The 18,383-nt window shown below is 64.5% G+C and carries 16 protein-coding genes, 1 tRNA gene and 1 pseudogene; 6 read left to right on the forward strand and 12 right to left on the reverse strand.

Annotated elements, in window-relative coordinates; translation table 11 throughout:
• Window positions 1-142: 142 nt before the first annotated feature.
• The 10 genes from ABIC03_RS18440 to ABIC03_RS18485 form a co-directional block, all read right to left on the reverse strand.
• The gene (locus ABIC03_RS18440) at window positions 143-1,291 is read right to left on the reverse strand and encodes a M20 family metallopeptidase (protein WP_354059874.1); all 1,149 of its coding nucleotides are present in this window, start codon (window positions 1,289-1,291) and stop codon (window positions 143-145) included.
• Window positions 1,292-1,454: 163 nt separating this feature from the next.
• Entirely contained in the window at window positions 1,455-2,705 is a 1,251-nt protein-coding gene (locus tag ABIC03_RS18445) for a vanadium-dependent haloperoxidase (protein WP_354059876.1), read from the reverse strand.
• A gap of 289 nt (window positions 2,706-2,994) precedes the next feature.
• Window positions 2,995-4,380 (reverse strand): sigma-54-dependent transcriptional regulator FlbD, encoded by a 1,386-nt coding sequence (flbD, locus tag ABIC03_RS18450; protein WP_275169513.1) that lies wholly within the window; start codon window positions 4,378-4,380, stop codon window positions 2,995-2,997.
• Between the two features lie 44 nt (window positions 4,381-4,424).
• The gene (fliN, locus tag ABIC03_RS18455; protein WP_007614079.1) at window positions 4,425-4,775 is read right to left on the reverse strand and encodes a flagellar motor switch protein FliN; all 351 of its coding nucleotides are present in this window, start codon (window positions 4,773-4,775) and stop codon (window positions 4,425-4,427) included.
• Between the two features lie 3 nt (window positions 4,776-4,778).
• Window positions 4,779-5,399: a FliH/SctL family protein gene (locus ABIC03_RS18460; RefSeq protein WP_219681649.1), complete on the reverse strand. Its 621-nt coding sequence runs from the start codon at window positions 5,397-5,399 to the stop codon at window positions 4,779-4,781.
• The gene (fliG, locus tag ABIC03_RS18465) at window positions 5,399-6,490 is read right to left on the reverse strand and encodes a flagellar motor switch protein FliG (protein ID WP_354059879.1); all 1,092 of its coding nucleotides are present in this window, start codon (window positions 6,488-6,490) and stop codon (window positions 5,399-5,401) included. Before fliG ends, ABIC03_RS18460 begins: the two co-directional genes overlap by 1 nt.
• A gap of 17 nt (window positions 6,491-6,507) precedes the next feature.
• Window positions 6,508-8,118, reverse strand: a complete 1,611-nt coding sequence (gene fliF, locus ABIC03_RS18470; RefSeq protein WP_354059881.1) for a flagellar basal-body MS-ring/collar protein FliF — start codon at window positions 8,116-8,118, stop codon at window positions 6,508-6,510.
• A gap of 192 nt (window positions 8,119-8,310) precedes the next feature.
• Window positions 8,311-8,586 (reverse strand): CtrA inhibitor SciP, encoded by a 276-nt coding sequence (sciP, locus tag ABIC03_RS18475; RefSeq protein WP_002714638.1) that lies wholly within the window; start codon window positions 8,584-8,586, stop codon window positions 8,311-8,313.
• Between the two features lie 369 nt (window positions 8,587-8,955).
• Window positions 8,956-9,663: a flagellar hook assembly protein FlgD gene (locus tag ABIC03_RS18480; RefSeq protein WP_275169509.1), complete on the reverse strand. Its 708-nt coding sequence runs from the start codon at window positions 9,661-9,663 to the stop codon at window positions 8,956-8,958.
• Between the two features lie 13 nt (window positions 9,664-9,676).
• The gene (locus tag ABIC03_RS18485) at window positions 9,677-11,323 is read right to left on the reverse strand and encodes a flagellar hook-length control protein FliK (RefSeq protein WP_354059884.1); all 1,647 of its coding nucleotides are present in this window, start codon (window positions 11,321-11,323) and stop codon (window positions 9,677-9,679) included.
• Between the two features lie 348 nt (window positions 11,324-11,671).
• Here ABIC03_RS18485 and mnmA point away from each other — a divergent pair, with 348 nt between their 5' ends.
• From mnmA to ABIC03_RS18510, 5 genes are all read left to right on the forward strand, one after another.
• Window positions 11,672-12,853: a tRNA 2-thiouridine(34) synthase MnmA gene (gene mnmA / locus ABIC03_RS18490; RefSeq protein WP_354059886.1), complete on the forward strand. Its 1,182-nt coding sequence runs from the start codon at window positions 11,672-11,674 to the stop codon at window positions 12,851-12,853.
• A 21-nt stretch (window positions 12,854-12,874) separates the two neighbouring features.
• Window positions 12,875-13,513, forward strand: a complete 639-nt coding sequence (locus ABIC03_RS18495; protein ID WP_354059888.1) for a class I SAM-dependent methyltransferase — start codon at window positions 12,875-12,877, stop codon at window positions 13,511-13,513.
• 44 nt (window positions 13,514-13,557) lie between these two features.
• On the forward strand, window positions 13,558-13,914 hold the full coding sequence (locus tag ABIC03_RS18500) for a hypothetical protein (protein ID WP_027519907.1): 357 nt from the start codon (window positions 13,558-13,560) through the stop codon (window positions 13,912-13,914).
• 370 nt (window positions 13,915-14,284) lie between these two features.
• Window positions 14,285-14,361, forward strand: a tRNA-Met gene (locus ABIC03_RS18505).
• A 427-nt stretch (window positions 14,362-14,788) separates the two neighbouring features.
• On the forward strand, window positions 14,789-15,058 hold the full coding sequence (locus tag ABIC03_RS18510) for a hypothetical protein (protein WP_275169478.1): 270 nt from the start codon (window positions 14,789-14,791) through the stop codon (window positions 15,056-15,058).
• 109 nt (window positions 15,059-15,167) lie between these two features.
• On the opposite strand, the gene ABIC03_RS18515 is transcribed toward ABIC03_RS18510, so the two are convergent.
• Complete coding sequence (locus ABIC03_RS18515; protein WP_354059890.1) at window positions 15,168-15,896, reverse strand: DUF72 domain-containing protein; 729 nt, start codon at window positions 15,894-15,896, stop codon at window positions 15,168-15,170.
• 44 nt (window positions 15,897-15,940) lie between these two features.
• A pseudogene (ku, locus tag ABIC03_RS18520) lies at window positions 15,941-16,867 on the reverse strand (non-homologous end joining protein Ku).
• 929 nt (window positions 16,868-17,796) lie between these two features.
• Here ku and ABIC03_RS18525 point away from each other — a divergent pair.
• Window positions 17,797-18,285 (forward strand): hypothetical protein, encoded by a 489-nt coding sequence (locus tag ABIC03_RS18525; RefSeq protein WP_354059892.1) that lies wholly within the window; start codon window positions 17,797-17,799, stop codon window positions 18,283-18,285.
• Window positions 18,286-18,383: the final 98 nt, after the last annotated feature.

Genomic DNA, 18,383 nt, shown 5'->3' on the forward strand with positions numbered 1-18,383 from the left:
CTCGTCATGGCCGGGCTTGACCCGGCCATCCACGCGCAGCCGCGATTCCCGGAGAGACGTGGATGCCCGGGCTTCGCCTCGCCGAAGCGGCTTCGGCCGCGCAGGCGGGACAAGCCCGGGCATGACGGCGGAGTGTGTGCGACTACCCCCGCAAGATCGCCAGCGCCAACGCCTGCGCGCGCGGCACGATGCTGTCGAGCTCGAGATATTCCTCCGGCGTGTGCGCGAGCCCGCCGACCGGGCCGAGCCCGCAGATGGTCGGCGTCCCGACCGCGGCGGTGAAGCCGGAATCGGCGCAACCACCGGAGAACTCGCCCTGAAGCGTGGTGAGACCGGCCTGCCTTGCGGCGGCCTGATAGTTCTCGAACAGCGCCTTTGAATCGGCGCTCTGCACCACCGGCACGAACTCGCCCTTGACGGTCAGCGTCGCGCTGGTGCCAGGCACGTAAGGTGTCGTGATGATCGTCTCGATCGCGGCCATCACCCTCGCGCGATCTGCGGGATCGACGTAGCGCAGGTCGATCTGCCCTTCCGCGTAAGGCGCCGTGGTGTTGACGGACTGCCCGCCCGAGACGAGGCCGACATTAAGCGTGATGCCCTTGTCGAGATCGGTCAGCGCGTGGATATGCACGATCTTGTGCGCGAGCTCGCCGATTGCGCTGACGCCGGCGGCGAAATTGGCGCCGGAATGCGCGGCTTTGCCGGTAATGGCGAAATGCATGAAGATGCCGCCCTTGCGTCCCGTGACGATATTGCCGGTCGGGCGGCCCGGCTCGGAATTGAACACGGCGCGCGCGGTGCGTCCCTCGCGCTCGATCACCGGCCGCGAGGAGGGCGAGCCGATCTCTTCGTCCGAGGTGATCAGCAGCTTGATCGGGTGCGGGTTGCCGCCGAATTTGTGAAAGGCGGTTGCCACGAATATGTTCATGACGACGCCGGACTTCATGTCGGCAACGCCGGGACCATAGGCGCGCGTGCCCTCGATCGTAAACGGACGCCGACCGGCCTCGCCCTTGCCGAACACGGTGTCGCGATGTCCCATCAACAGCACCGGCTTCTCGTTGCTGCCGGGCTTTGCCACCTCGGCGTGGATCGCATCGCCGAAAGTACCGTGGCTTTCGCGCCGGAACGGAATGCCGTGCTCGGCGAAATGCTGCTCGAACCGCGCCCCGACCGCATCGACGCCTTCCTTGTCATAGGATCCGGAATCGATGTTCACGACATCGCGCAGCAGGTCGATCATCGCCTGCCGCTGTGTCGCCAGCCAGTCCGTGATTTGAGCTTGAGACATGTTGACCCTCGCGTGGTTTCACGCGGGGTTATAGGGCCTTGCGCCGGTGTGACCTAGTCGGAGAACGCGGTGCGGCCATGTGCCGGTCCACGGAATTGGACGCACCGTGCCTCCCACGTCGTCCCGGCTATCGCCAGAACGAGGTTGACGGTGTGGCAACCGGCTAACGGCTCGGCTCCGCCATCGCTTCCACGCCGCGAAGCTGCGTGGCGATGGTCAGGGCGCCGATCTTCCGGCCCATCTCCTTGCCGATCTCGGTCGAGAACCGATAGTGAAAGCCGGCCCAGATACGGGCGTTGGAGACTTCGTCGCTATAGTCCTGGAGCCGCGTCCATTTGCGGGTGACGCCTGGTGCCGTGGGGCTGGTCACCGAGAACTCGCCGAAATCTCCAACGATGGTCTGGAGCACGGTCGAAATCGCTGCCGACGTAATGCAGTGAGCACAGGGATATTCCGGATGCATCGGCGTGTCCCCCAGCGGCAGCCAGGATGCGTCGCGAGGCGTCGCTGCGTTCGACGTCAGGTCGGCGTTGCGTATGGCCGTGATCGGCCGCCAGAAATTGTAGTGGTACTTCGCGTCGAAAACGGCGACGAAGGCGTCGTTGCCGGCAATTGACGTCAGTGCGTACAGCCGGGCGCAGTCGACGAGATCCATACCCTTGGCCGTTGCCGCCTGCCTCACAATCGGATTGTAAGTGCGGGCACCGACAAAGAACCAGAATCGACCGACGGTGGTTTGCTCGGGCGTCCGGATCGCACTCGTTCGGCTGCCGACCTCGCGGATTTCGTTGACGTCCCGGGTCCACACCTCTGAACCAAGCGCCGGCGGCGGGCCGGGGCGATACTGCGATCCGGACGTCATAATCCAGGGCGTCGTTGCGCCCGCGGTCGAGAACAGCGGGACAGTGGTCGCAACGTAGGCACCCGGCGTCGTCACGGGCCGGTAAGTTTCAGGGGCGGCGCTACCATCGTTGGCACGAAGTGCAATGATCTGCATCGCGGCCTCCTTGCCGAGGCCGATGCCCGCGACCTTGGACTGGCCGTTGGCGATCGGTACCAGAGAATTCGTCAGCGCCGCATCCAGCTCCGGCTTGAGGTCCGGATAGAGCGACAGCAGCACATCGTGAGCCGCAACTGCGGCCGCAGCTTCCCGCGACGTCGAACGATCCGCGGATAAGGCAAGTTTATAAGGCGCGTACCGGCGATCGATCGCGTTGACCGCTTCGAACATCGCGACGTGCATCATGGACAAGGCACGGCTGTGGGGCGCTGGAAGGATTTGCTTTTCGGTGGCGATCGCGTCGGCCTTTGCATTCCAATCCATGATCACATCGGCGCGCGCAAGCGGCGCCGACGCTGCGATCAGCGTTACAATCAATGAGAGGCGGAACATGGTCCACGGCGAGTTCTTCATGGGATGCCCTTTCGATGTAAAGGACGTTTCGCGAGACCAATGCGGCTCTGCCCGACATCACGTCGCGCGGCTCGAGGACTCTAACCATCTTGTTGTGGTTTGATTGTGAACTGCTTCACGCGGCGGAAGGGTAGCTCCGAATGGGTCGGCGTGGCTTACCGTTCGCACTGAGTGATGGATCCTGACTTTCGCCGGACGCCACCGATTGTGGCGACTGTTTTGCGTTCTTCTCAAGAAAAATGCCCGGGACCAGCCCGGGCATTCGTTTCTCTCGGTCAGCGTAGAGCGCCTACGCACCCACCATCGGCATGCGCGGATATTCACCCGGCGTGCCGGCGGGGGTGATCGGAATACCGCCGTCGGAATATTCGTTGAGCTTGTTGCGCAGCGTGCGGATCGAGATGCCCAGGATGTTGGCGGCATGGGTCCGGTTGCCGAGGCAGTGCTTCAGCGTCTCCAGGATCAGGTCGCGCTCGACATCCGCGACAGTGCGGCCGACCAGCGCCCGCGTCACCTGCTCGGCAGCCATGGTGGCATGCGCCACGGCCGGCGCGGTCTTTGCGAGGTCGAGGCGGTCGCCGTCGGGCGTGAGGATCGCATCGGCGCCGATCTCGTCGCCCTGCGCCATCAGGACCGAACGGTGCATGGTGTTTTCGAGTTCGCGGACGTTGCCCTGCCAGCGGTTGGTGGAGAGCACGCGGCGGGCTTCCGCCGAGATCGGGCGCATCGGCACGCCGTTGGCTTCGGCGTATTTCTTCACGAAGTGCTGGGCGAGCTCGAGGATGTCGAGGGGACGCTCGCGCAGCGGCGGGATCTTCAAATTCACGACGTTGAGCCGGAACAGGAGGTCCTCGCGGAACGTGCCTTCGCGTACGGCCTCGACCAGGTTGCGGTTCGAGGTCGCGATGATGCGGATGTCCACCGGGACGGGCTTGGTGCCGCCGACACGGTCGATCACGCGCTCCTGGATGGCGCGGAGCAGTTTGGATTGCAGGCGGACGTCCATCTCCGAGATTTCGTCGAGCAGCAACGTGCCCCCGGTTGCCTCCTCGAACTTGCCGATGCGGCGGGCGATCGCGCCGGTGAAGGCGCCCTTCTCGTGGCCGAACAGCTCGGACTCCAGCAGATGCTCGGGGATCGCGGCGCAGTTGATCGAGATGAACGGGCGCTTGGCGCGCGCCGAGCGGGTATGGACGTAGCGGGCCAGCACTTCCTTGCCGGTGCCGGATTCGCCGGTGATCATCACCGAGGCGTCCGAGCCCGCGATCTGCTGGGCGAGCTTGATCACCTTGGCCATCGCCTCGTCGCGATAGACCAGCTCGCGGGAATCGTTGGCGACGGCAGCCAGCACCGCCGCGATCAGCTCCGGGTCCGGCGGCAGCGGGATGTATTCCTTGGCGCCGGCGTGGATCGCGGCGACCGCGGCGCGGGCGTCGTTGGTGATGCCGCAGGCGACGATCGGGGCGTGGATGTGTTCGGCCTCGAGCCGCATCACGAGATCGCGGATGTCGAGGGCGACGTCAACCAGCAGCAGGTCGGCGCCCTTGCCGCCGCGCAGCACGCGCATCGCCTGTTCGTTATCCTCGGCGTGGGTCACGGTGGCGCCGTTCGCCATCGCGATCTTGGTGGCGGTGGTGAGCTGGCCCTTCAATGTGCCAACGATGAGAAGCCGCATGTCAGTCTCCTGTCCGTCTGGTCGCGCTGCCGCGCGTCGTCGCTTTAGGCGCGTTCAGTCTTGATGATTTCGGTCATGGTCACGCCGAGCTTGTCCTCGACCAGGACGACTTCGCCGCGGGCGACCAGCTTGTTGTTGACGTAGATGTCGATGGCCTCGCCGACGCGCCGGTCGAGCTCAAGCACCGTCCCGGGTCCGAGCTTCAACAGCTCGCTGACGTCCATCTTGGAGCGGCCGAGCACGGCCGAAACCTGCACCGGCACGTCGAACACGGCCTCGAGGTCGGCGGCGGCGCGCGTCGCGTATTCGTCCTCGTTGTAGCCGACGTCGGTGCCGGCAGGCGGCATCGGGCCGTTGAGATCGGGCAGCGGGACCTGTCCGTCGGTGTCGCTCATGGCTTAGCTCCCCCTGCGGGACGCAACATAGCGTCCCACCATTTCGTCAATCTTGGCCGCGATGGCGGCGCGCTCCAGCACGACGCCACCATCGGCCCATTCGATCCGGCAGTCGCCGGTGGCAATCTCGGGCTCGGCCAGGATCACCAGCCGGCCTTCGAAGCCGTTCTGCCTGGCCAGCCGCTCGATGTTCTCGCGCGCGGAATCGTAGAGCGCGTCGTTGATGCGGACGACGAGATGCGGCGTCGCGACCAGATGTGAGAAGCAGTCCTTGACCAGCGCGACGATCTCGCCGAGCGGCTCGGCGGCGACCAGATCGGCGCACAGCTTGCGCGCCACTGCGACCGCGACGTCGACCGCTTCGGTCTCCATCTTGGATTCGATGTTGCCGATGCCTGAGGCGATGCCCCGGATGGCGATGTTGATCTCTTCCATGGCGAGCGCGACACGGCGGTCGCTCTCGGCCTTGGCCTCGCGTTGGCCGGCGGCGAAGCCGTCCTGATAGGCGCGCGCCTCGGCTTCCGCGACCTTCTGGGCGATCTCGGCCGCGGTTGCGGCCTTCTCGCGCGTCCGGTCGGGCGCGGCGAAGTCGTTGTCGAACAGGAATTTTGCCGGAGCGGCCATCAATACACCAGCTCGTCGTCGGCGCGGTTCTTGGTCAGCATGATCTCGCCCTTGGCCGCGAGGTCCTTGGCGAGGTTGACCAGCAGCGCCTGGGCCTCGTCGACGTCGCGCAGGCGGACCGGACCCATCGCCGCCATGTCGTCCTGGAGCATTTTTGCCGCACGCGAGGACATGTTGCCGAAGAAGAAGTTGCGGACGTCCTCGTTGGCGCTCTTGAGCGCGACGCCGAGCTTGTCCTTGTCGACGTTGCGCATCAGGGTCTGGGCGGAGCCGGAATCGAGCTTCACGAGGTCATCGAAGGTGAACATCAGCGCCTTGATGCGCTCGGCCGATTCGCGGTTGTCCTCTTCCAGCGAGGTGATGAAGCGGGTTTCGGTCTGGCGGTCGAAATTGTTGAAGATTTCCGCCATCACCTCGTGGGCGTCGCGTCGGCGGGTCTGTGACAAATTGGACATGAACTCGGTGCGCAGCGTCTTCTCTACGCTCTCGATCACTTCCTTCTGCACCGCCTCCATCTTCAGCATGCGGTTGACGACGTCGAGGGCCAGATCCTCCGGGAAGATGCCGAGCACGCGCGCGGCGTGTTCCGGCTTCAGCTTCGACAGCACCACCGCGATGGTCTGCGGATATTCGTTCTTGAGATAGTTGGCGAGCACCTCTTCCTGCACGTTGGAGAGCTTCTCCCACATGTTGCGGCCGGCGGGGCCGCGGATTTCGTCCATGATGCCGTTGACGCGCTCGGGGGCCAGATATTGCTGGAGCAGCCGCTCGGTGGCGTCGAAATTGCCCATCAGCGCGCCGGAGGCCGACATCCGCGAGACGAACTCGAGCAGCATGTCCTCCACGGTGTCGACCTCGACGGTGCCGAGCGTCGACATCTCCAGCGAGAGCTGGCGCACCTCGTCGTCGTCGAGCAAGCCCCAGATCTTGCCGCCATATTGCTCGCCGAGCGCCAGCATCAGGATCGCGGCGCGCTTCGGCCCCGCCACGGCTTCGACCTTCGCGCCTGCACGGCTGCCGGCACGCTGACCGAGCGTGGAGATCACGCTGGTGATGTCGTTGGAATTGGCGTTTTGCAGGGCAGCGGCCATGTCAGATCACTTCTCGATTATTTTGTGGGTTCGGTCAGCCATTGGCGGATGATGGCGACGGTCTCGTTGGGATTGCGCTCGGCGAGTTCGCCGACACGATGGACGGATTGGGCATGGACCTGGCCCTGGACGGTGGCGACGTCGATCGCGCTCGCGGCGCCACTCGGGAGGAGCGGCTGGCCGCTGGGCGCTGCTTCGTCGCTCGCGGCGGGACCGGTGAGGACGCCGGAGATGGCGGCCGCGACTTCGTCGGATGCCAGGATCCGCCTGACCAGCGGGCGGATCACCAGGAACAGCACGACCAGGCCGAGCAGCATCATCACGCCGAGCTCGACGAAGTACATGACGTCGTCCTTGGTGAACTGGAGCATGCCGAGCAAGCCGCTCGGCTCCGCGATCGGGGTGGTGGAGGGAGCATCGGCAAAGCGCAGATTGACGACCTCGACCTGGTCGCCGCGCTTCTGGTCGAAGCCGATCGCCGAGCGCACCAGCGTGGCGATTCGGTCGAGCTGCTCCTTGGTGCGTTCCTGGTAGGCCAGATCGCCCTTCTCGTTCTTGGAGTAGATGCCGTCGACCAGCACCGCGACCGAGATGCGGTTGACCCGGCCGGCCTCGGTGACCTCGGTCTTGGTGGTGCGGGAGATCTCGTAATTGTTGGTCTCTTCGCTCTTCTTGCTCTGGTCCTTGGCCGCGACGCCGCCGTTCTGCTGGTTGCCCGGCAACTCGTTGTTGACGGTGACCTGGCCGTTGTTGTCGGCGGTCATGCTCTGCTCTTCGCGGGTCTGGCTCGAGCGCAGCACGCGGCCTTCGGGATCGTACTTGTCCGAGGTCTGGGTAATCTTGTTGAAGTCGAAATCGGCGGAGAGCTGGACCCGGGCGCGCCCCGTGCCCACCACGGAGGAGACGATGTCCTCGACCTGCTTGCGCATCCGCTTCTCGAAGGCGGTGCGGCGCTCGTCGCCGATCTGCTGGTCGGGGTCGGTCTGGGCGCCGTCGGCGAGCAGCTGGCCGGTCTCGTCGACGATCGAGACCCGCTGCGGCTTCAGCCCGTTCACGGCCGAGGCGACGAGGTGGCGGATGGCGCGGATCTGCTGGGCCTCCAGCGCGCCGCGGACCCGAACCACGATCGAGGCCGACGGCTCCGGCGCCTCGCGCGAGAACAGCGGACGCTCGGGCAGCACCAGATGGACGCGGGCGGCCTGGATGCGGTCGATGGCGCGGATGGTGCGGGCGAGCTCGCCTTCCAGCGCGCGGAGATGGTTGATGTTCTGGACGAAAGAGGTGGTGCCGAGCGCATCCGACTTGTCGAACACCTCGTAGCCGACGCCGCCGCCCTTGGGCAGGCCACCCTCGGCGAGCTTCATCCGCAGGCGGGTGACCTTGTCCTTGGGCACCATGATGATGGTGCCCTCGTTACGTAGCTCGAACTGGATGCCCTGGCGCTCCAGGTCCTTGATGATGCCCGAGGAATCCTCGACGCTGAGGTCGGTGAACAGAGTCGTCATCTGCGGCGTGGTGACGCGCATGATGACGAACGCAAAGAAGCCGACGAGCGCGGCGGTGACCGCGATCATCGCCCCGAACCGGGCGGCTCCGATACCCTTCAGAAAGTCCGCAAGACCTTGCAAGCAACCGCCCCGACAGATTCGGCTGCTTTCACAGGAAAGGCCGACTGGGCAATTATTGCCTAGGTGATGGTTTCGATATGGTTAACGAAGGTTAAGAGCTGCGACAAAAGTAGCGCCAAAACGAAACGTGAAAAAAATCGGCCTCGCAAGGCGAGGCCGATTTTCGTCAAAAGCCGCAGATTTCCGGATTGCCTACTGGCGATATTGCTGGATACGGGTGGTGCGAAGTCCCGCCAGACCATGCTGGTCGATCGAAAACTGCCAGGAGAGGAATTCGTCAACCGTCAGGGTGTAACGGCTGCAGGCCTCCTCGAGGGAGAGAAGACCGCCACGGACTGCGGCGACGACCTCGGCCTTGCGGCGGATGACCCAGCGTTTGGTGCCGGGTGCAGGCAGATCCGCAATCGTCAACGGACTACCGTCCGGCCCGATGACGTATTTTACCCTCGGGCGATGGGGTTCTGTCATGGCGTACTCACAAACTCTCAACCACTGAACTCACTCAGGAACCCTACGCCCGCCGGCTTAAAAATCCGCTAAGCCTAAGGCTTCAATACAATTCTCGTTGAAAATGGCTGGAACGCAGCCGTCTCGACCGGCGGGACGGTGCGTCCAGGCGGGCCGAGGGGGTGTTCGTAAATACTTTACTAACGAACGAGGCCTGCGCGGGGTGTCGCAAGGCTCCAATTGTCGTCCTGGCGAAAGCCGGGACCCATTACCCCAGGGAGTAGTCGCTACGACGACTCGGGGTCACGTCCTCGCACCAAAACGGCTTGCGGTGGTTATGGGTCCTGGCTTTCGCCAGGACGACACCGATTATCCAGCGGCATTCCGCCTTTAATTGCTGGCCGTCGCGATGATGCTCTTGACCTGGCTCAGGGTGTAGCTGGCGCCGTCGATGGTCAGCAGCGGCGGCGACTGGGTCAGGTCGACGGACGACACCGTGCCCTGCACCTGCGCGGCGATACCGACATTGTTGTTGGCGACATCCTTACCCGTGGCCGAGATCGTGTACTTGCCGTCGGGCCATTGCGTGCCGTCATTGCCCATTCCGTTCCAGGTGAACGGGACGTCGGTGCCCGCGCCGGCGGTGTATTTGCCGGTGAACACGGTCTGGCCGCTGGCATTGGCGATGGTGATGTCGACGGTGGCGTCGCTGGGCACGTTGAGATGCCAGGTCGCCGACGAATTCGTCATGGTCCCGGTCGTGCCGTCGACCAGGGCGGTCTTGCCGACGAAGCCGAGCGCCTGGGTCGCCTGCGTGGTCTGTTGCAGGGTGACGAGTTGGGACAGCGAGTCGTTGGTCTTGAGCTGCTGCTCAACGCCGGCGAACTGTACCAGCTGCTGGGTGAATTGGTTGGTGTCGAGCGGATCGAGCGGGTTCTGGTTCTGCAGCTGCGTCGTCAGCAGCGTCAGGAAGGTCTGGAAGTTGCCGGCCAGCGTCGCGCCGGTGTTCGAGCCCAGGCTCGTGTTCGACGAGGATTTCGGCAGGTCGGTCGTGCCGGAGACAACGGATGGGGCGGTGGCGGAATTCGTGGTGGTCATGTCTCGATACTCCTCACACTCTGATGTCGACGCCGCTGCTCGATCCGAGCATGCGGCCGTAGCTGCGCCCGACCGGGGCAGCGGGAACTGCGTCCTCGTCGCTGATGATCAGCCGGCGGGCATTGCCGCCATTGTCGTTATTCTGGCCGGAGTGCTGGCCCGATGAATTCTGGTCGCGCAGGCTGAAGGACAGCCCGTTGCTGCCGGTCTTGAGGCCGGCATCGTCGAGCGCGCGCTGCAATTGCGGCGCGTCCTGCCGCAGCATCTGCAGCGTCTCCGGCTTCTCGACGGTGAGATGCGAGGTGACCTGGCCGTTGCGGTCGACATTGATGCGGACGTCGATGCGGCCGAGGTCGAGCGGATCGAGGCTGATGTCGAACCGGGTCTTGCCCGCGCGTGCGGCGGCGGCAATTTCGATCGGCACGCCGCTGATCGGAATGGCGTTGGCATTCGCCGCGGTCGCCGTGAGCGTCGCGGTCGATGCGGTCGCGGCCGAAGTCGTATTGGTCAGCGGCGCTTGAATGGCGGATGCCGCCTGCGCGCTGCTGTCGTTGGTGGGGACAGCGGCCTGCGTGCCCCCATGGGCATGATGAGTTGCCGTCGCGGGTGCCGCATCGGCGGTGCGGTCGGAAGTCCCAGCCTTGGCCTCGGCTGCGTTCGCGTCCATTGCTGGCTTGTCGGCTTGCGGATGCGCCGTGTTGGCGGACGCAGCCGTCGCCGCGGTCTGCGCGGCGTTGGCCTTGCCGGTATCCTGGCCGATATTGGAGACGTCGCTCCCGCCTTGCGCGAGGGCTGCGGCCTGGAACGAGGTTTTTGGCGTGCCCTGGTCGACGGCGGCAATCAGGCCGGCATTTGTCTTCGCATCCGTCGCGGTCGAATCGGTCGCCCCGGTCGCGGCATCGGCCAGCGTCGCCGAGGTGTCGGCATCGACCATGGCACTTGCGGTCTTGGCGCTCTTGTCGCCCGGCGTCGCGGTATCGATCTTGGTGCCGGCGATCTGCGCTGCGATTGACGCACTGGCAGCGATGCCGGCGGCGGCGATCGCCAGCGGCGAGGAGGCGGAGCCGGCGGCCTGGTTCGCAGCCGCGTTGGGATCGACCGGCACGGCCACCACGAGTGCATTCGGATCGAGTAAGGCGGCCTGCGTCGTGTCAATCTGCGCGGCGGCGGCGGTATCGACGGCGGCGGCGAGGCCATCAGTGCCGCCGGCCTCGTCCCCCTTGGTCTCGTCGGACTTGTCCGCAGACGTGTCGGCCGATTTGGCGTCGGACGCCTCCGGTTTGTCCTTGGTCTTGCTATCAGCCTTGGCCGCATCAGCCGTGGAGTCGCTCTTGGCGTCGCTCTTTGCGTCGTTCTTGGTGTCGTTTTTGGCGGACGCGGAATTGTCGGCGTCGTCGCTGGCCTTGCTCTGCGAGGACTTGTCGGTCGCCGAACGATCGCGCGGGCCCTTGTCCGAGGCCGAGGACGATGAATCGGTCCGGCGCGGGGAGTCCTGCGCGGCGGACGCCGCGCTGTCGCTGATCGCCTGGGTATTGCTGTCCACCAGCGAGCCGAAGGAATCGTTGGCGGAGCTCTCTTTCGGTGCTTGCGACCGGGCAGGCTTTTGCTGCGCGCTCTGGACTTGCACGCTTGCCACGACATCTGACGTACGACCGACCACAGGCAACCCCTTGGAAACATCTTCGCCATGAGAGGTAGCAAGGAGCGGGCCACCCTCGCGCGCAGCAATTTTATCGAGTAAAATCAAAGTCTTGATGATTTGGCGCTCCGCCGCTGGCCCTTCCCGAGCCCCGCCATTTCTGCCTCCCCGGCAAGAATTGCCGTAAACCTTGCGGGGTCCGTGATTGCTTCACCGGAAGGCCGCCTATATTAAAGAGACAGCTCTCAGCCGCTTTCGACCGGGCAGGCCGCGCCCTTCGGGAACTCTAGGTTCCCGGGGATCGCTTTTGTCCCGCCGGAAGCATCCAAGCGGATCGCCCAACGCGCCGTCCACAACGCTTTAAGGCCCATGCTCAACAGTCTGGATCTCGAAGGCCGTCCTGAGGATACCAGGGTCGTCGTTGCCATGTCGGGCGGCGTCGATTCATCGACGACGGCTGCGCTTTTGAAGGCGGAAGGCTACAACGTCGTCGGCATCACGCTGCAGCTCTACGACCATGGCGCTGCGACCCATCGCAAGGGCGCCTGCTGCGCCGGCCAGGATATCCACGACGCCCGCGACGTCGCCGCCAAGCTCGGCATTCCCCATTACGTGCTCGACTACGAGGACCGCTTTCGCGAATCCGTCATCGATAATTTCGCTGACAGCTACGCGCTCGGCGAGACGCCGGTGCCGTGCATCGAGTGCAACCGCTCGGTCAAGTTCCGCGACCTCTTGAAGACCGCGCGCGAGCTCGGCGCCACCGCGCTCGCCACCGGCCATTACGTCGCCTCGCGGCGCCGCGACGACGGCTCGCGCGCGCTGGTGTGTGCCGCCGATGCCGATCGCGACCAGAGCTACTTCCTGTTCGCGACCACGCAGGAGCAGCTCGATTATCTGCGCTTTCCGCTCGGCGACATGACCAAGCCCGAGACGCGCGAGCTGGCGCGGCGCTTTGGGCTCGCGGTCGCCGACAAGCACGACAGCCAGGACATCTGCTTCGTGCCGACCGGGCGCTACACCGACATCATCACCCGCCTGCGGCCGAACGCGATGGACCCCGGCGACATCGTCGATCTCGACGGCCGCGTGCTCGGCCGTCACAACGGCATCGCCAATTTCACCATCGGCCAGCGCCGCGGCCTCGGCATCGCAGCCGCCGCACCGCTGTTCGTGGTGCGGCTGGAGGCCGCCAACCGCCGCGTCGTCGTCGGCCCGCGCGAGGCGCTGAAGATGCACCGCATCGTGTTGCGCGACGTCAACTGGATCGGCGATGGCGACATCGACCGCGCCATCGGCAATGGTCTCGAAATGTTCGTGCGCGTGCGCTCGACCCGCGCGCCCCAGCCCGCTTGGCTGCGCGGTGCGAACGGTCATTACGAGGTCGAGCTCGTCGCCGGCGAAGAGGGCGTTTCGCCGGGACAGGCCTGCGTGTTCTACGACGCAGCCGGTGGCCAGGGCCGCGTGCTCGGCGGCGGCTTCATTCAAAGCGCCGCCGCGAAGGCCGCAAGCAGCACGACGAGGCCGCTCGCAGAAGCGGTCCGCGGCTAAAAAATATATAGGGCAGGGGGCATGGCAGCAGACATCTCGCGGGCCGGGGTCGAGAAGGCCTATGGCCGCTGGGCGCCGGTCTACGATCTCGTGTTCGGCAAGGTGTTCGACGCGGGAAGGCAGTCGACCATCGCCGAGGCCGACCGCATCGGCGGCCGCATCCTCGACGTCGGTGTCGGCACCGGGCTCTCGCTCTCCGACTATGCGCGCACCACAAGGATCTGCGGCGTCGACATCTCCGAGCCGATGCTGCGCAAGGCGCAATCGCGCGTGCGGAGCTTGCGGCTCTCCAATGTCGAAGTGCTCTCGGTGATGGACGCGAAAAACCTCGCCTTCCCCGAAAACTTCTTCGACGCGGTGGTCGCGCAATACGTCATCACCGCCGTGCCCGATCCCGAGGGCACGCTCGACGAGTTCGTGCGCGTCTTGAAGCCCGGCGGCGAGCTGATCCTGGTCAACCACATCGGCGCGGAAAAGGGTTTGCGAAAACTCTCCGAGCTCGCGTTTGCGCCGCTCGCCCGTCGCCTCGGCTGGCGCCCCGAGTTTCCATGGCAGCGCCTGGTCGACTGGACCGCCAAACACGGCGGCGTCACCCTGGCCGAGCGCCGCCCGATGCCGCCGATGGGACACTTTTCGCTGATCCGCTACCTCAAATCGTGATCGGGGGCGCGGAACACGCGGCGGCGCCCGCGCGTTTCCCTCCCATGCGCACCACATCAAAAATCATTCTGGCCAGCCTCCTGATCGCCGCCTCCGGCAGCGCGATCGCGCAGGCCCCGCCCGCCCCGGCGACGCCGCCGCAACAAACCGCGCCGCCATCCCCGCAACACGCCACCGGTTGTACGCCGCAGGACCGCCCGAACCGCTCCGCTGACGGCACCACCACCGGCCAGTCCCGGGAACCGCTCGGCGACAAATTGGCGAAATCGGACGGCGTGCTCTGCCCGCCCTCCGGCGTCGACCCCGAGATGCACGCCCCGGCGCCCAGCACGAACGGCGCCATGCCCGTCATCCCGCCCCCCGGCAGCCCCGGCGGCGACCCGACGGTACGGCCGAAATAGCCCCGTCGCGACGAAGCCTTGGCGTAGGCGAAGCCCGTTACGCTTCCCCAATTTCGCCGTCATGCCCGGGCTCGTCCCGGGCATCCACGTTCTGCTGGCCGCCCGCAAAGGTCGTGGGCGGCCGGGAAGAGGTCGTGGATGGCCGCGACAAGCCGGGCCATGACGAATCTGGCCCGAGATTCGGCCCAAAACACACCCATCCATTCCTGCCCGCCGACATGTCCCGCCGAAGCTTTAGCGAAGGCGGAAGCCTTGGCGAAGGCGGAAGCTTTAGCCCAAGCGGAAGCAAACTCGGATTGACAGCCCGCCGCCCCCTTCCTTATATGCCGCGCGTTCGCGAGATCGGCTGTTTCGGCCCTCGCGACCCTGTGGCGGGGTAGCTCAGCTGGTTAGAGCACGGGAATCATAATCCTGGGGTCGGGGGTTCGAGTCCCTCTCCCGCTACCAAAAAATCAGGCACTTCCTGCTAATCTGGGATCCTCGAACTTTCATGGTACCACATTAGTATCACGAGTTTTTCGCGAAGGCGGCGGTGGTACAGCGTTTGACGGTTCGGCGCCCGGAGTTGAAGGGTGGGCGCGCCTCAGCGGGCAGAACCCTTGCGATCTATTCTAAGGATGGGCCAGACCCACCAAGCACCGGGAAGCCAAGCGGGACAGCTATTGGTCCGAGTGTAGGATTTCCGGGAGTTTACGAACTGATCGAAACTTTCCGCGGCCTCTTCGGCCGAGCCGTGCTGCAGCCGAACGCGATCGTGCCAGAGCGCGGAACACGGGACAAACCTCAGCTCTGCCGATTGCGAATCCCTGCTGCGTGCTAAGCGCTCGGAACGAGAAGACGGGCAAAAGGATTCGTCCGGGCAGGAGCAAGTTCGATGCTGATGACGAAGGAAAGGCGGCCAGCGATCCGAACGCTGCGCGGATGGGCGCTCAGCGTGCTGCAGGAGGCGGGCGCCATCCACGAATGCGAGGAGCACGGCTGGGCGAAGGACCGGGCCGACCCGCATGCGCGCGAGCACGCATTGGATATCGCCAGGCAGGAACCACCCGAGGGCTTGTCTCCGGATCAGGCCGTCGGGCAAGTGCGCGAGGTTTTGCATTCGATTGGCGATACGTGCCCGGAGTGCCCGCCACGTTCCGATTAGGTCGCCTGCGCTGTCGCGCCGCTCGGATGGCAACGGGTGCGTGCGAGCCTCAAAGCCTTCGACGAAGTTGGAGGACGTGAGGGATATCAACTGGCCGCTGCAAAGCCCTTCAAGCGAGCAAGTCTAGTGCGTTCTCGAGTGCTGCCCCGGCGGCGGTGTTGTCGAAGATGCACCAGGTCTCACTCGACAAAGACGCAGCACCGAGCCGCCGCTTCAGGGTCCGAAGGAACGCGCCGTCGTACGCGGAGTAGTAGATGCGCGGCGCTCCATGCAGTCGAAAATAGCACAGGCACGGCCACCCGCCCGGCAGGTCGGCATCGGGCACCCGCGCCGGATCCGCGGCGACGCGGCCAATCTGACGTTCCCTGAGCCAAGCGCCGACCTCGGGCGTGAACCAGCTGACGTGACGCGGCTCGCAAGCGAGAGCGGCCGAGGTCCTTTCCTGCAGTGCGCGGAACAGGAACTCCGCATCGGACTCAACGAACATTCTGCGAGGCGCAAACTGAACGAGCAAAACCCCGAGCTTCGCGCCAAGTCCGGCGCTCTCTTCGATGAATCGATCGAGTTCACCCCGCGCAAGCTGTGACGAATGAGTAACAGACTTCGGCACCTTTACCGAAAAGCGGAAATCATCTGGCGTCGCGTTCGCCCACTTCTCATAGGTCGAACGCCGGTGCGGCTTATGAAATGATGAGTTGATCTCCGTGGCATTCAACACCCGCGCGTAGCGTTCAAGTTGGTTACCTACCCCGCCAACTCTTTCCTTCGAGACTCGCGGAACATTCCATCCCGCTGTGCCGAGCCGCAGCTCAGCCCTGACATGCGCGACCTCTTCCATGTCAGTCCGTAACTGCCATCGGGCATCACCGGATGTTCACAAACTCACGCCGACTTCCTCCGCGCGCCTGCTGTCGGCTTCTTCGCCGCTTCCTTACCCGGCTTCTTACCGGCGATCGGCATCAGCATCTCCTTCTGAGCCGCGGCAGCCTTCTTCGTCTTCTTGGCAGGCTTTTTCGGAGCCTCGGTCTTGGCTGCTGCCCCGCCGACGCTCTTGCGTAGCGCGTCCATCAGATCGACGACGTTCTCGCCTTTCGGCCGATCCTTCGGCACGATCGGCTTGCCGGCACGCTTCTGGTTTATGAGCTCGATCAGCGCGGTCTCGTAGTGGTCCTCGAACTTCTCCGGCTCGAACGATCCGGCCTTCTGGTTCACGATGTGCTTGGCCAGATCGAGCATGTCCTTGGTGACTTTGACGTCCTGGATCTCTTCAAAGTATTCTTGCTCGCTACGGACCTCGTAGGGATACCGCAGCAAGGTGCCGACCAGGCCCTTGTCCATCGGCTCGAGCGCGATGATGTGCTCTCGGTTGGTGAGCACCACGCGCCCGATCGCAACCTTGTTCATCTCGCGGATGGTCTCGCGGATGACCGCGAAGGCGTCGTGGCCGACTTTTCCGTCCGGACGGATGTAGTAGGGGCGGATTAGGTAGCGCGGATCGATATCGGCCTTGTCCACGAACTCGTCTATCTCGATGGTCCGCGTGGATTCCAGCGCGATCTCCTCAAGCTCCTCCTTGGTCACCTCGATGAACTGGTCCTTCTCGAGCTGGTAGCCCTTGACGATGTCCTCGTTGGACACCTCGTCCCCGGTGTCGGCGTCGACTTTCACTTACTTGATCCGATGACCGGTCTGACGGTTGAGCTGGTTGAAGGAGATCTTCTCACTCTCCGACGTAGCCGGGTAGAGCGCCACGGGACAGGTGACCAACGAGAGACGCAAAAAGCCTTTCCAGTTCGCGCGGGGGGCCATGCTACGCAACACTCCATTACGGGGACTTGGACTCAAGACGAACGGCGCGGCACAGTTCCGACACCGCCCGCAGGTGTCCACCGCAAATTGATGCCACGTCCCGGTCAGGCGCTCGGAATACATGGCGGGCAGCCTTGACCGGCACGAACGAAATAAGAACAGACGCGGTGACCCGACCCATGGCAGATCCCTCGGTCATTAGACCTCCGTGGAAATCAGCCAATCCGTTGCTCTAAGGGGAGCGGCACCAGCCCCGTCGGGCAACACACCCCGTCAACCCCTCTCCATAAAAATATTCCACTTTACCGAAATTCGGAATTGGCGTATGTGTCGCTCATCCCGGCTCATTCTTGAGGGGCGATCTTGTGTCGTCACGTTCGCGAGCCGGGCTTGCGGTGGACGCGGCAGCGTTCGGGTGCGAGAGGCGTGGGCAGGGCGGATTGCTCTCCGTGAGCCCAAGGCTTCGTTCCGACGAGCGGCGCTGCTAGGCTTCGTCTCGTCATCAGGTCGGCGGCAACGTGCACAACGTCGTCGAAACCGGTGGCGAAATGGCGGGCCGTGCGTACGGCAAAACCGTGTGGTCCTGGCGTCCAGTCATTTCGGGCGGTCGGGGAAAACTAAAAAGCCTCGACCAATGAACGGCTTATCAGGATGGGCGCGCGGCGTCGCGTCCGGCCGGAAAGGGCCGGGCCCTATTAGGCCCTAGTTTCACATCCGGCGGCCCGTAGACGGTCGGACGCGGTTTCGAACGGGTCGCTGTGGGCGTCACCACGCCGCCGCTGAGCCGGTATCCCTCCTGTGCTTGGCCCGAAGAAGGCGCTGTGTGGACGACGGGGTGGGAGCGAATAGGTTACTGCTACTTCTTCCCTATCACCCGGGAACGTAAACTGTCGCAGCCGCGTTCGCTAACCCAAACGGGGAGTTGTTCAATGGCGACAGGCACGGGCGCATTCTTTGCGGGGATCGGTACGACTTTTGTCATTTTGGCGGTCGGCTTCGGTGGTGGATTGTTAACGGCAGGGTCAGCCCTGAATGCGCCTAGCGGGCTCCACCATCGTTCTACTAGCGAGGTGCCCGCCCCTGTTCGCGTTGTGCTGCCCAGTTCCGCAGAAGCCGCTCAGCCGCCTCAGCAACTTGCTCAGCAGCAGACATCGGTCCAACAACCTGTCATGCAGCCAGCTTCGGAGCCGATAAAGGAAGTGCAACTGCCGGTCCAAAAGCAGGTGGAGAAGGTGGAGACCCGAAAGGCTGATGCCGAAGAACGGGACCGGAAGCGCCGCTACGCTGAGCGAAAGGCGAGGCGCGCGGCAGAGGCCCGTGCGCGACGTGACCAGCAGCGGTCGCCGCAGCAGGAAGCGCCTGTTATGGCCTTCGGCGGGGACAACTCATCGCAATATGGCGCGTGGTCCGGCAACTAGTCGCGAGATCACGTCCTTATCTCTCGCGAACTGTTGTGCCGCTTTTTCCCACGCGCGGTTACCGCCTCTTAGTCCATCTCGCTTACATGAACTAAAAA

Source organism: Bradyrhizobium sp. RT6a (assembly GCF_040547675.1).
Classification (GTDB): domain Bacteria; phylum Pseudomonadota; class Alphaproteobacteria; order Rhizobiales; family Xanthobacteraceae; genus Bradyrhizobium.

Excerpts from the sequence above, each read along its gene's own strand:
- ABIC03_RS18440 (WP_354059874.1), bottom strand. The coding sequence starts at position 1,291 with ATGTCTCAAGCTCAAATCACGGACTGGCTGGCGACACAGCGGCAGGCG.
- ABIC03_RS18445 (WP_354059876.1), bottom strand. The coding sequence starts at position 2,705 with ATGAAGAACTCGCCGTGGACCATGTTCCGCCTCTCATTGATTGTAACG.
- flbD (WP_275169513.1), bottom strand. The coding sequence starts at position 4,380 with ATGCGGCTTCTCATCGTTGGCACATTGAAGGGCCAGCTCACCACCGCC.
- fliN (WP_007614079.1), bottom strand. The coding sequence starts at position 4,775 with ATGAGCGACACCGACGGACAGGTCCCGCTGCCCGATCTCAACGGCCCG.
- ABIC03_RS18460 (WP_219681649.1), bottom strand. The coding sequence starts at position 5,399 with ATGGCCGCTCCGGCAAAATTCCTGTTCGACAACGACTTCGCCGCGCCC.
- fliG (WP_354059879.1), bottom strand. The coding sequence starts at position 6,490 with ATGGCCGCTGCCCTGCAAAACGCCAATTCCAACGACATCACCAGCGTG.
- sciP (WP_002714638.1), bottom strand. The coding sequence starts at position 8,586 with ATGACAGAACCCCATCGCCCGAGGGTAAAATACGTCATCGGGCCGGAC.
- ABIC03_RS18480 (WP_275169509.1), bottom strand. The coding sequence starts at position 9,663 with ATGACCACCACGAATTCCGCCACCGCCCCATCCGTTGTCTCCGGCACG.
- mnmA (WP_354059886.1), top strand. The coding sequence starts at position 11,672 with ATGCTCAACAGTCTGGATCTCGAAGGCCGTCCTGAGGATACCAGGGTC.
- ABIC03_RS18495 (WP_354059888.1), top strand. The coding sequence starts at position 12,875 with ATGGCAGCAGACATCTCGCGGGCCGGGGTCGAGAAGGCCTATGGCCGC.
- ABIC03_RS18500 (WP_027519907.1), top strand. The coding sequence starts at position 13,558 with ATGCGCACCACATCAAAAATCATTCTGGCCAGCCTCCTGATCGCCGCC.
- ABIC03_RS18510 (WP_275169478.1), top strand. The coding sequence starts at position 14,789 with ATGCTGATGACGAAGGAAAGGCGGCCAGCGATCCGAACGCTGCGCGGA.
- ABIC03_RS18515 (WP_354059890.1), bottom strand. The coding sequence starts at position 15,896 with ATGGAAGAGGTCGCGCATGTCAGGGCTGAGCTGCGGCTCGGCACAGCG.
- ABIC03_RS18525 (WP_354059892.1), top strand. The coding sequence starts at position 17,797 with ATGGCGACAGGCACGGGCGCATTCTTTGCGGGGATCGGTACGACTTTT.